The sequence below is a fragment of the Streptomyces sp. NBC_01477 genome, from assembly GCF_036227245.1.
Classification (GTDB): Bacteria; Actinomycetota; Actinomycetes; order Streptomycetales; family Streptomycetaceae; genus Actinacidiphila.
The window spans coordinates 2,862,454-2,875,194 of record NZ_CP109445.1 but is presented as its reverse complement, the minus strand read 5'-3'; the positions used below and the strand labels follow the sequence as shown (position 1 = coordinate 2,875,194).

Here is a 12,741-nt window from a genome sequence, read left to right as displayed (position 1 = left end):
CGGCCGAACCGGCCGCGGCCCGCGACGGGCACCGCAGGATCCGTCCACTGTTCTGTGATCGGAGAACACCACCATGCGTGCTGGCATCTGGCTCATCGGCGCCCGGGGATCCGTCGCCGCCACCAGCGTGGTCGGAGCGCTCGCGCTGCGCGCCGGGCTGACCGACCCGGTGGGCTGCGTGACCGCTCACCCCGCGCTGAACGCCGCCGCGCTGCCCGGCTACGGCGACCTCTTCTTCGGCGGCCACGACGTGACGACCGGGCCGCTGGCCAAGAAGGCCGAGCAGCTCGCCGCCGCCGGAGTCGTACCCGCCCGGCTGGTGCAGGCCCTGGAATCCGACCTCGCCGCGGTGGACGCGGACCTGCGGCAGGCCCCCGACGGCGCCACGCAGGCCGACACCGCCGAGGCGATCACCCGCGACCTGACGGAATTCCGCACCCGGCACCGCCTCGACCGGGTCGTGGTGGTCAACGTGGCCTCCACCGAGCCCGCGACGGCGCCGCACCCCGCCCACGACGGCCTCGACGCGCTGAGGACCGCGCTGGCCGGGCACGGCAAGGTGCTGCCGGCCAGTTCGCTGTACGCCTACGCGGCCTTCAACGCCGACTGCCCGTACGTGGACTTCACCCCCTCCACCGGCGCCCGGCTGCCGGCGCTGGCCGAACTCGCGGCCGAACGCGGCCTGCCCTACGCCGGCCACGACGGCAAGACCGGTGAGACGCTGCTGAAGTCGGTGCTCGCCCCGATGTTCGCGATGCGCAACCTCCAGGTCCGCTCCTGGTCGGGCGTCAACCTGCTCGGCGGCGGCGACGGCGCCAACCTCGTCGACCCGGGGGCCAACGCGGCCAAGACCGAGAGCAAGCAGCGGGTGCTGCACGAGACCCTCGGCTACGCGCCCGACGGCGACACCCGCATCGACTACGTGGCCGACATCGGCGACTTCAAGACGGCGTGGGACCTGATCACCTTCGGCGGCTTCCTCGGCACCGGGATGTGCCTGCAGTTCACCTGGCAGGGCTGCGACTCCGCGCTCGCGGCGCCGCTGGTCCTGGACCTGGCCCGGATCACCCTGGCCGCGCACGAGGCCGGCCGCAGCGGGCCGCTGGAGTCGCTGGCGTACTTCTTCAAGGACCCGCTGGGCGACGTGGACCACGCGCTGCACGCCCAGTTCGAGGACCTGCGTACCTTCGTCGCCGCGCTGGACAGCGGCAGCTAGCGCGCACCCGCACCCGACGGCAGCGCCGCCCCGCACACTGCGGGGCGGCGCTGCCGTCTCGGTGCGCCCGGCCCGTCAGGGGACGATGACCTGCGGCTTGCCGGCCGGCGCGTCGCCGTCCTCCGCGGCCTCCTCGGCGAGCCGCATGGCATGGTCGATCAGCGTCTCGACGATCTTGGACTCGGGCACCGTCGCGACGACCTTGCCCTTGACGAAGATCTGCCCCTTGCCGTTGCCCGAGGCGACGCCCAGGTCCGCTTCGCGGGCCTCACCGGGACCGTTGACGACGCAGCCCATCACCGCGACCCGCAGCGGCACCTCCATCCCGTCCAGACCCGCGGTGACCTCCTCGGCGAGCTTGTACACATCCACCTGCGCCCGGCCGCACGAGGGGCACGAGACGATCTCCAGCCGTCGCTCGCGCAGCCCCAGGGACTCCAGGATCGCGATCCCGACCTTGGCCTCCTCGGCCGGCGGCGCCGACAGCGACACCCGGATCGTGTCCCCGATCCCCTCGGCCAGCAGGACCCCGAAGGCCACCGACGACTTCACCGTCCCCTGGAAGAACGGCCCGGCCTCGGTCACCCCCAGGTGCAGCGGGTAGTCGCACGCCGCCGCCAGCTTCCGGTACGCCGAGATCATCACCACCGGGTCGTGGTGCTTGACCGAGATCTTCAGGTCCTGGAAGCCGTGCTCCTCGAACAGCGAGCACTCCCACAGCGCCGACTCCACCAGCGCGTCCGGCGTCGCGCTGCCGTACTTGGCCATCAGCCGCTTGTCCAGCGACCCGGCGTTGACCCCGATCCTGATCGGCACCTGCGCGTCGCCCGCGGCCTTGGCGATCTGCGCCACCTGGTCGTCGAACTGCTTGATGTTGCCCGGGTTGACCCGCACCGCCGCGCACCCCGCGTCGATGGCGGCGAACACGTACCGCGGCTGGAAGTGGATGTCGGCGATCACCGGTATCTGCGATTTGCGGGCGATCTCCGGCAGCGCCTCGGCGTCGTCGGCCGACGGCACCGCCACCCGTACGATCTGGCACCCGGACGCCGTCAGCTCCGCGATCTGCTGGAGCGTGGCGTTGACGTCCGCCGTCACCGTCGTGGTCATCGACTGCACGCTCACCGGCGCTCCGCCGCCCACCAGCACCGCTCTGTCGTCGTGGCCCAGCCTCAGCTGCCGGCTCACCCTGCGCGGGCCGAGGGTCTGTGGCACCTTGGGCATGCCGAGATCCACCATGTGTGAAAATCCTCTCCGTTCGGTCATGCGGGCCGTGCGGTCGTGCGGGGCCGGCACATCGGGTGCCTCCCGGTCTCGGTGCGCCGTCAGCGGTCGCGGTAGGCCACCTGCGCCGCCATCGCGCCCAGCCGCCGCTGCCAGCCCTCGGCCAGCGGCGCCGACGCCAGCGCGGCACGCGCGGCCGTGACGAGCTGGTCGATCTGCCGCTCGACGTCCTGGCGCACCCCCGAGGCGAGCAGCGCGGCGCTGAGCGCGACCGGGTCCCAGCTGCCGTCCTCGCCGTCCGTGATCAGCCGGGCCACCTCGGCGTCCCTGGCGGCGGCCAGCGACAGCAGCAGCGTCACCTTGTGCTCGCTGACGTCCAGGCCGGCCGGCTTGCCGGTCGCCGCGGAGTCGCCGAACGCGTCGAGCAGGTCGTCGCGCAGCTGGAACGCCTCGCCGGCCGCGACCCCGTACGCCTCGAAGGCCGCCTCCAGGTCCGACCGGCCGGCGATGGACGCGCCGAGCTCCAGCGGCCGGTGGATGGTGTAGCGGCCGGACTTGCACACCGCGATCCAGCGGGCCAGCTCCGGGTCGGGCACCGCCTCGGCGGCCAGCGCGATGTCGAGCTGCTGGCCGATCAGCATCTCGGTGCCCAGGTGCGACCAGATCTCCATGGCCGGGCCCGGCAGCCCGCCGGTGAGCCGGTTGGCGTAGCTGAAGGCCAGGTCGCCGGCCAGGATCGCGACGCCCTCGCCGTACCTGCGGGCCTCACCGGTCCAGCCGCGTGCCGCGTGCAGGGCGGCCTGCTTGGCGTGCACGGTCGGGACACCGCGCCGGGTCGGGGAGTTGTCCAGGACGTCGTCGTGCAGCAGGGCCGAGGCGTGCAGCAGCTCAAGGCCCGCCGCCGCCGCGACGACCGCGTCCTCGGCCGCCTTGTCGGCGTCCGGGCCGCCGACCGTACCGCCGGCCGCCAGGTAGCCGCTGATGCAGAAGGTGGGGCGCAGCCGCTTGCCGCCCGCCGAGACCAGCTCCAGGATCGCCTCGACCGGCACCGCCGCGCGGGCGTCGACCGCTCCCCAGCGCGAGCACTCGGCATTGAGCAGGTCCTCGATGCGCGCGGTGACCCGGGCGAGCAGCTCGGCGGCGGCGGCGTCCGCGGCGGCCTCCGCCGCGTCGCCGCGGGCCGGCGGCTCCAGGCCCAGCGGCGGCCTGAACACCACGGTCTCCACGGCGGACACCTCGGTCTCGACGTCGGTGTACCCCAGCGACGCGAGCCGCTCGACGACCTGGTCGACCAGGATCTCCGGCGCGCTCGCCCCGGAGGTCACGCCGACCGTGCCGACGCCGGCCAGCCACCGGGGGTCCAGGTGGTCCACGTCGGGCAGCAGCTCGGACCGGGTGCCGGCGTCCCGCGCGACCTCCACCATCCGCACGGTGTTGCTGGAGTTGGCCGACCCGATGACCAGCACCAGGTCGCTGAGTTCGGCGAGCGCCTTCACGCCGTTCTGCCGGTTCTGGCTGGCGTAGCAGACGTCGTCGGTGCCGGGGCCGGTCAGCCCGGGGAAGCGCTCCTGGAGGATCGACACGATCTCGATCGTGTCGTCCACCGACAGCGTGGTCTGGGTGAGGTAGCTGACCGCCGCCCCCGCCGGGAGGTCGAGCCGCCTGGCCTCCTCCGCGTTCTCCACGATGACGGTACGCTCCGGGGCCTCCCCGTAGGTGCCCTCGATCTCCTCGTGGTCCGCGTGCCCGACCAGGATCAGCGTCCGCTCGTCGCGGGCGAACCTGATGGCCTCCTGGTGGACCTTGGCGACCAGCGGGCAGGTCGCGTCGATGACGTCGAGCTGCCGCGCGGCGGCATTGCTGCGCACCTGCGGGGACACGCCGTGCGCGGAGAAGATGCACACCGCGCCGTCCGGCACCTCGGTCTCCGAATCGACGAACCTGGCGCCGCGCTCCTCCAGCCGGCGCACCACGTATTCGTTGTGCACGATCTGCTTGCGTACGTACACCGGCGCGCCGTGTATCTCCAGCGCGCGCTCCACGATCTCAATGGCCCTGCGCACACCGGCGCAGAAGCCACGCGGTTCTGCCAGAATGACCTTCTTGCCGCCCGCTTGCTGCGTGTTTTCCAATGTGGTAGCCATATGGGAAAGGGTGGAGAACGCCGGGGGCGAACACAAGGATGACGGTGGGGCAAATTATTGTCACTCCGGCCGATTGAGATGGCCGGTAAGTCGTGCCCGCAGAAGCCGGCGGTGACTGTTCCGCGAGTTGGCGCCGACTTGGCGGCCCGCGCCGCCGCCCCGCCGAAAGCCGCGCCGCCGGGCGCGTTGAGCCGCGCTGCGCGCCTGTGACCTGCGCCGACAAGATCGGTTCCGCATTTTCCCGACTCTGCCAAGTCGACACCAAGCCGATCGCAAGTTAAATGGGAAACGATATGGCTTGTGCACCCTGCAGGTGGCCGCGATACGGCCGGTCCTGCTGTGACGGGTGGGCAGCGTCACGAGATCACGGGGAAATCTCTACCCACAGAAGGCGGATGCCAGGTATGGCAACTCTGTGCAAGCCAGCGGTGAGCGTGCCGGAATACGTCATCACCATGGAAGACACCCTGGAATTTGCCAAGAAGGTGCACAAGGGAAAGCCGCAGCTTCCGTTGGCGCTCCGGCTGATCCAGAAGACCGGGGTCCGCAAGCGGCATATCGTCCAGCCCATCGAGAAGACCCTGAGCCACCCGGGCTTCGAGGAGCGCAACCGGATCTACGAGGTCGAGTCGAAGAAGCGGTGCCCCGAGGTCATCGAAAAGGCGCTGGCGAACGCGGGCGTGACGGCCCAGGACATCGACGCCATTATCTACGTCTCCTGCACCGGCTTCATGATGCCCTCGCTCACCGCCTGGCTGATCAACACCATGGGGTTCAGGTACGACACCCGGCAGATACCCATCGCGCAGCTCGGCTGCGCGGCCGGCGGCGCGGCGATCAACCGCGCCTACGACTTCTGCCAGGCCCACCCCGAGTCCAACGTGCTGATCGTCTCCTGCGAGCTGTGCTCGCTGTGCTACCAGCCGGTCGACGACAACATCGGCGCGCTGCTGTCCGACGGGCTGTTCGGCGACGCGGTCGCGGCCGCCGTCGTCCGGGACACCGGGGGCACCGGCATGCGCCTGGAGCGCAACGCCTCCTACCTCATCCCGGGCACCGAGGACTGGATCTCCTACGCCGTACGCTCCACCGGCTTCCACTTCCAGCTGGACCGCCGGGTGCCGGGGACGATGGAACCGCTGGCCCCGGTGCTGCGCGATCTCGCCGCCGAGCACGGCTGGGACGTCGCCAACCTGGACTTCTACATCATCCACGCCGGCGGTCCGCGGATCCTGGACGACCTGTGCAAGTTCCTCAACGTCGACCGGAGCATGTTCCGGCACAGCTGGGCGACCCTGACCGACTACGGGAACATCGCCAGCGCCGTCGTGCTGGAGGCCCTGCGCAGGCTGTTCGAGGAGGACACGATGCTGCCCGGCGCCAGCGGCATCATCGCCGGCTTCGGCCCGGGCATCACCGCCGAGATGGCCGTGGGCAGCTGGGTGACGGACGCGCCGCGGACCGCGGAACCGACCCCGCTCGCCGCTTCGGCGACCCCCCTGGCGTGACACGTCGCGCACACGACCCACTCGTCCACGCGGGCGCGGAAAGCAGCATGTTCGTTCCGACCGGAGGTCCGCGGGCCGGCCTCCGGTCTCCTGAAGCGTCGCCGGAGGTGGCCACGTTGGACCCGATTCCCTTGGTTCACGCGAGTTTGGGCAAGAAGGAGCTGGCAGCCGTCGAGGAGGTGTTCTCGTCGGACTGGACGGCCGGTCAGGGCCCCCGGGGCAAAGCGCTGGAGGTGGAACTGGCCGAGCGCTACGGGGTCGCCGACGCGGTCACGCTGAGCAGTTGCGCCGCCGCCCTGCACCTGGCGCTGCTCGCGCTCGGCGTCAAACCGGGCGACGAGGTGATCGTCGCCGACTACACCTTCCCCGCCCCGGCCCACGCGGCCCACTACCTCGGCGCGGTCCCGGTCTTCGCCGACGTACGCCCCGACACCGGCACCATCGACCCGCAGGCGGTGGCCGACCTGATCGGCCCGCGGACGGTCGGCGTCATCGCGGTGGACACCGTCGGCCTGCCGGCCGACTACGCCGAACTGCTGGCGATCACCGAACGGCACGGCCTGTTCCTGGTCGAGGACGCCGCCTGCGCGGTCGGCGCCACCTACCAGGGGCGCCCCGCGGGAGCGCTGGCACCGGTGGGCTGCCTGTCCTTCCACGGCCGCAAGGGCATCACCAGCGGCGAGGGCGGCGCCCTGCTGGCCGCCGACCCGGCGGTCGGGGCCGACGTACGGCTGCGGTCGTCGTTCGGCATCGGCAGCATCTTCGACAAGTCGCAGATCGTCGGCCTGCCGATCCCGGAGTTCACCGAGATCGGCTACAACTACAAGCTGTCCGACATCGCCGCCGCGATCCTCCAGGTGCAGCTGGGCCGGATCGAGGAGCTGCTGGAGCGGCGCAACACGGTGGCCGCGCGCTACGCGGAACTGCTCAAGGACGAGGAGCTGCTCACGCTGCCGCACGTCCCGGCCGACCGCACCCACGCCTGGCAGTCCTACCTGGTGGCGCTGGACCCGCGGGTGGACCGCGCCGGCGTCGCCGCCGAACTGCGGGCCCAGGGCATCGGCTGCGGGCACGGCACGTGGGCCAGCCATCTGCAGCCGGTCTACCGGACCAAGCAGACCTGCCCGGTCTCGGCGGACCTCTTCCGGCGCCAGCTCGCCATCCCCATGCACGCCGAACTCACCGTCGATCAGGCCGAGCGGGTCGTGACGTCGCTGCGCGCCGCCCTGCGGAACAACGCGGGACCGCAGCGCGGACCCGCGGCGACATCCCCCGTCGACAACCAGCCCGAGAACCAGGAAGGGGCGTCATGAGCGACGACCAGCCGACATCGGATCGGATCATGCGGCTCATCACCGGCTACTGGGCCACCGGCATCCTGGGAGCGGCGGCGAGCCACTCGCTGTTCACGCACCTGGAGGACGGCGCGACCACCGCCGACCAGCTCGCCGACCGCGCCGCGATCTCGCACCGCGGCGCGCAGGCCCTGCTCGACGGCCTGGTCAGCGTCGGCCTGGTCGAACTGCGCGACGGCCACTACCGCAACTCCCCGGAGGCGTCCGCCTTCCTGGTGGAGGGCCGGCCCACCTGCCTGAGCGGCTTCGCCAAGCTCAAGGCGGGCCACATGGCCTCGCTGGCGGGGCTGCCCGAGGTCGTCCGCGCCGGCGGTCCGCTGACCGACGCGGTGGTCGAGGTGGCCGACAACCCGCACTGGGAGGAACTGGTCCAGGCCCTCGCCGCGCAGTCCGTCCCGGTGGCGACGATCGCCGCCGACACCCTGAAGGTCGCCGAGGCCGGCGACATCTCGATCCTCGACATCGGCGGCGGCTCCGGCGTCTACTCGGGCATCTGGCTCGAACGCAACCCGGTCGCCCGCTCCACGCAGCTCGACTGGGCGCCGATCAACGCGATCGCCCGCCGGCTGCTGGCCGAGCGGGGCGTGGGCGACCGCGTCACCTACGTGGACGGCGACTTCCACACCACGGAGCTGGGCACCTCCGCCGCCTACGACGTGGTGGTGTACTCCAACATCGCCCACCAGGAGGGCCCCGAGGACAACATGGCGGTCTTCGCCAAGGTGCGCAGCGTCCTCAAGCCCGGCGGCACCCTGGTCGTCTCCGACTACATCGTCGACGACGACCGCAGCGGGCCGCCGTACCCGCTGACCTTCGCCGCGGAGATGCTGCTCAAGAGCAGGCACGGCAGCACCTGGCGGCGCTCGGACTACCACGACTGGCTCACCAAGACCGGCTACGAGGACATCACCTTCCAGACCACGGCGTCGCCGGCCACATTGATCTTCGCCCGGTAGCAGACCGGCGGTGTGGGCGGGAGCGCAACGGACTAGTGGTGGAGGCATGCGTTGCCATGACCGGTGCCGCCGCAGCTCCTACGAAGGGTCACGAGGAGACGTCAGGCCTCGGCGACCTGCTGCTCAATCGGATGACAAGTCCTGCCGGATACATCGGCACCACCCCGACGGCGCTGATCGGCCGCTCCCGTGACCTGGAGCGGCTCGCCGCGGTGACCGCCGCCCCGGAGGCCGGTCTCGTGACGGTGACCGGCCCCGCCGGGGTGGGCAAGAGCCGCATGGTGATGGAGTTCTTCCGCCACCAGGAGAGCCGGCCGGGCCGCGCGGTCGAGGTCTTCGACTTCGGGCAGGTCACGGACACCTCCGTGGCCGGCCTGATGCTCCGGCAGCTCAGGGAACAGTGCTACGAGGGCTCGCCGCGCGTCAGGAAGGCCCTGGAAAGGGTCGGCGCGGGCAAGCACACCCTGCTGTTCGACCACTACGAGGACGTCGCCGACGACCTCGCCCCGCTGGTCGCGGAACTGCGCAGGCGCTGCCCGCAGGTGCGCATCGTCTCCGTCGGCACGGCCCGGCTCGGCCTGTACGGCGAGCGGGTCGTCCGGCTCGGGCCGCTGCCGGTCGCCGGCGCGGCCGAGGACGACGACCTGGCGGCCGTCGCCCGCGTCCCGGCCGTCGAGCTGTTCGTGCAGTGCGCGCGGGCGGTGCGGCCGGAATTCACGCTGACGGCGGCCAACGCGCGCCATGTGCTCGCGCTGTGCCGGCGGGTCGGCGGCCTCCCGCTGGCGATCGAACTGGCTGCCGCGCAGGTCAAGCTGGCCGAACCCGACCTGATCCTGGAGCGGTTCGAACAAGGGGCCTGCGACCTGCGCAGATTCGACCACCACCCGTACTCGCGGCACGCCAGCGTGAGCGACATGGTGTCCTGGGTCTTCGCCCGGCTGCGCGCGGACGAGCGCCGGCAGCTGACCCATCTGGCCGTCTTCGAGGGGCAGTTCACCATGCGCGCGGCCGTCGGCGTGGTGGACGGCTTCGGCGGCGGCACCTTCAGGACCATGGAACAGCTCATCGACAAGAGCGCCCTGATCGCCGACGAGCGGCACGACGGCGAGCTGCGGCTGAGCATCCCCAGCGCGGTACGGCTCGCCGCGGCCGGCGCGCTGGCCCGGCTGCCGGTCCACGCGGCGCTCCGGCAGGCGCACGCCGAATACTTCCGTACCGTCGCCGACGCCCGGGCGACCGGCGGCAGGCCTGGGCCCGGACCCGAGACCCGCGCGGACCTGCTGGCGGCCTTCGACCACTGGCGGGAGGCCGGCGACGGGCGGGCCATGGCGGTGATCGCGCACGCGCTGCGGGGCCAGTCCGCCGGAGCGGCCCAGGCCCGGCAGTGCCTGCGGCTGGCCGAGGAGGTGCTGCGGGCCGGGGTCGACGACCCGCGGCTGCACGCCCGCACCCTGGAGGCGGCCGGCGCGTCGGCCCTGCTGCTGGCCTCCGCGTCGGCCCGCGGCCACCTCGACCGGGCCAGGGACGCCTACCGGGCGCTGCACGACCGGGACGGCGCGGTGCGGTGTCTGGGGCTGCTCGGCGACGAGGCCTACGCGGCGGGCGACCTCGACCGGGCGCGCCGCCGCTTCGAGGAGGGCCTGGCCGTACCGGCCGACCCGGCCGCGGACGGCGCGGCGGCCGAGCGGCGGCGGCTCACCCGGCGGCTCGCGGCCGTCCTGCGGGACGCGGGCAGCCTGACCCGGGCCGGCGAACGGGCACTGGCCGCCCTGGAGTCCGACCTCGGCCGGGACGACGCGGCCGGCGCGCCGCTGGCCAGATACGTACTCGCCACCGTCCGCTGGCTGGAGCACGACTCCGCGCAGGCCCGCGCGCTCTTCGCCGACGCCGCCCGGCAGATCGGCGCCCTGCCCGACGCGCCCGAGCGCCCCGAGTGCCTGGAACTGCTGGCGGCCACCGTGTGGAAGTGGCGCCGGGTGACCGACTGGCGGCTGCTCACCTCCGTCCTGGGCCTGGCGGAACACCTGCGCCGCAGGACGGGCCCGCCCCGGCCGAGGCCGCTGACCGCGCTGGTCACCCCGGTCCTCGCCGCCGCCTGCCAGGAACTCGGCTCCGACGAGTACGCCCGGGCCTGGCGCTCGGGCGCCGGCCTGGCCTGGGAGGCGGCCCTGCGGCTGATCCCGGGCGACGACCCGGCGCCGGCCGCCGTGCCGGAGGTGCCCGCCGAGGTCGCGGACCTGCTGACCAAGCGCGAGCTGGAGGTCGCCCTGCTGGTGGCCGAGGGCCTGACCAACCGGGTCATCGCCCGTGAGCTGGGCATCGCCGAATGGACCGTCGTGAACCACCTCCGCAAGGTGATGCGCAAGCTCGGCTGCCAGTCCCGCGTCCAGGTCACCCGCCGCCTGTCCGCCTCCTGAGCGGGGGCACCCCCACCGGCGCCCCCGCCCGGCCCCCGCGGGCCCCCGCGCCCCCGGATCCCCGCGTTCCCGGAACCACGGCTTCCCCCGTTCACCCGACCGGCCCACACCGCCGCCCGGCCGCCCCCTCGCCAAGTGGCGGGGGGCGGTACCCGGGGGTCCAATGGAGCGGCAAGGGCGAACCGTGGAGGCGTCGTGGCTGTTGTACCGCTGACCGAGATCCTGTCCGCAGCGTTCGACGAGCGCTACGGCGTACCCGCGATCAACGTCGTCAACGACCTCACCCTGGAGGCCGTACTGGCCGCCGCCGTGGAGAAGTCGTCGCCGCTGATCGTGCAGACCTCCGTGAAGACGGTCAGGACCATCGGCAGCGACGTCCTGTACGCGATGTGGACGTCGATGACCGCCGGTATCGAGGTGCCCGTCACCTTGCACCTGGACCACTGCCCGGAGCGCGAGGTCATCACCGAGTGCCTGCGGCAGGGCTGGAACTCGGTGCTCTTCGACGCCTCCAGGCTGCCGGTCGCCGAGAACATGCGGCAGACCGTCGAGGTCGTCGCGGAGGCCCGCGGGTTCGGGGCCGCCGTCGAGGGCGAGATCGAGTCGATCACCGGCGTCGAGGACGGCATAGGCAGCGACAGCGCCGCCGAGCAGCAGGATCTCGCGGTCGCCCTGGACTTCCTGCGGACCACACGGGTCGACGTCTTCGCACCGGCCATCGGCAACGCCCACGGGTCGTACAAGAAGGCACCGGTGCTCGACGCGCAGCGGGTGTCCGACCTGGTCGCGGCCTATCCGGTGCCGATCGCGCTGCACGGCGGCAGCGGGCTGTCCGACGAGCAGTTCCGCGACCTGATCTCCCGGGGGTGCGCGAAGGTCAACATCTCCACCGCGCTCAAGGAGACGTTCATGAAGTCGAACCTGGCCTTCCTCACCGCCGCCGCCGAGCGGCAGAAGTGGGACCCGCCCTCGCTGTTCCGGTCCGTCCGGGAGGACGTCATCGACCTGGCCGGCTCCCTGATGACGCTGTTCGGCAGCGCCGGCCGGGCGGGCTGACACCGTGCCCGCGCTGATCTTCGACTGCGACGGCGTCCTCGCCGACACCGAGCGCTACGGCCACCTGCCCGCGTTCAACACCACGTTCGAGGAGTTCGGCCTGCCGGTGCGGTGGAGCGAGGCGGACTACGCGCGGATGGTGAAGGTCGGCGGCGGCAAGGAGCGGATGCGGGCGATGCTGACGCCCGACGTCGTCGCCGCCGCGGGACTGCCCGCCGACCCGGACGCGCGCGAGGAGCAGGTCGCCCGCTGGCACCGGCGCAAGACCGGGATCTACACCGGGATCATCCGCAGCGGGGCCATCCCGCCGCGGCCCGGTGTGCGGCGGGTCGCCGCGGCGGCCCATGAGGCAGGATGGACGCTCGCCGTCGCCTCCACCTCGGCCGAGGCCTCCGTCCGCAGCGTGCTGGAACTCGCCATGGGCCCCGAACTGGCCCCGCGGTTCGGCGTGTACGCCGGGGACGTGGTTCCGCGCAAGAAGCCCGCCCCCGACATCTACGCATACGCCGTCCAGCAGCTCGGCGTCTCCCCGGCCGACGCGGTCGCGATCGAGGACAGCCGCAACGGGATGCTGGCCGCGCTCGCCGCCGGACTGGTCTGCGCCGTCACGACCAGCGCCTACACCCGCGAGGAGGACTTCACCGGGGCGGCCCTGGTGGTCACCTCGCTCGGCGACCCGCCCCCGGAGGAGAAGGTCGCCGACGTGCTGGACGACCCGCTCGGCGCGCACCCGGGGCACTGGGTGGAATTCGCCGACCTGGCCTTCCTGCTCACGGCGGACAAGGCGGGCGTCCCCGGCGTCCCCGCCACGTCCGACCCGCCGGCCTCCGGGCCACCCCCCGTATCCCATCCCCGTCAGAACTGA

At 72.6% G+C, this 12,741-nt stretch carries 9 protein-coding genes; 7 read left to right on the top strand and 2 right to left on the bottom strand.

Going from position 1 to position 12,741, the window contains the following annotated elements:
* Positions 1-73 precede the first annotated feature (73 nt).
* On the top strand, positions 74-1,216 hold the full coding sequence (locus OHA86_RS11560; protein ID WP_329174721.1) for an inositol-3-phosphate synthase: 1,143 nt from the start codon (positions 74-76) through the stop codon (positions 1,214-1,216).
* A gap of 75 nt (positions 1,217-1,291) precedes the next feature.
* On the opposite strand, the gene ispG is transcribed toward OHA86_RS11560, so the two are convergent.
* On the bottom strand, positions 1,292-2,440 hold the full coding sequence (gene ispG, locus OHA86_RS11555) for a flavodoxin-dependent (E)-4-hydroxy-3-methylbut-2-enyl-diphosphate synthase (protein ID WP_329182366.1): 1,149 nt from the start codon (positions 2,438-2,440) through the stop codon (positions 1,292-1,294).
* A gap of 101 nt (positions 2,441-2,541) precedes the next feature.
* Positions 2,542-4,584, bottom strand: coding sequence for a 4-hydroxy-3-methylbut-2-enyl diphosphate reductase (ispH, locus tag OHA86_RS11550; RefSeq protein WP_329174720.1), 2,043 nt, complete (start codon positions 4,582-4,584; stop codon positions 2,542-2,544).
* A gap of 404 nt (positions 4,585-4,988) precedes the next feature.
* Between ispH and OHA86_RS11545 the strand changes: the two genes are divergently transcribed.
* The 6 genes from OHA86_RS11545 (at position 4,989) to OHA86_RS11520 (ending at position 12,741) form a co-directional block, all read left to right on the top strand.
* Positions 4,989-6,092: a type III polyketide synthase gene (locus OHA86_RS11545; protein ID WP_443071706.1), complete on the top strand. Its 1,104-nt coding sequence runs from the start codon at positions 4,989-4,991 to the stop codon at positions 6,090-6,092.
* A gap of 116 nt (positions 6,093-6,208) precedes the next feature.
* Positions 6,209-7,405 (top strand): DegT/DnrJ/EryC1/StrS family aminotransferase, encoded by a 1,197-nt coding sequence (locus OHA86_RS11540; RefSeq protein ID WP_329174717.1) that lies wholly within the window; start codon positions 6,209-6,211, stop codon positions 7,403-7,405.
* A complete protein-coding gene (locus OHA86_RS11535; protein ID WP_329174715.1) occupies positions 7,402-8,403 on the top strand; it encodes a class I SAM-dependent methyltransferase in 1,002 nt (333 codons plus the stop codon). Before OHA86_RS11540 ends, OHA86_RS11535 begins: the two co-directional genes overlap by 4 nt.
* Positions 8,404-8,534: 131 nt before the next feature.
* Positions 8,535-10,820 carry a LuxR C-terminal-related transcriptional regulator gene (locus OHA86_RS11530; RefSeq protein ID WP_329174714.1) on the top strand — a complete coding sequence of 762 codons (2,286 nt, stop codon included), beginning with the start codon at positions 8,535-8,537 and terminating at the stop codon, positions 10,818-10,820.
* Positions 10,821-11,015: 195 nt separating this feature from the next.
* Positions 11,016-11,876 carry a class II fructose-bisphosphate aldolase gene (locus tag OHA86_RS11525; protein ID WP_329174713.1) on the top strand — a complete coding sequence of 287 codons (861 nt, stop codon included), beginning with the start codon at positions 11,016-11,018 and terminating at the stop codon, positions 11,874-11,876.
* 4 nt (positions 11,877-11,880) lie between these two features.
* Positions 11,881-12,741 (top strand): HAD-IA family hydrolase, encoded by an 861-nt coding sequence (locus OHA86_RS11520; protein ID WP_329174712.1) that lies wholly within the window; start codon positions 11,881-11,883, stop codon positions 12,739-12,741.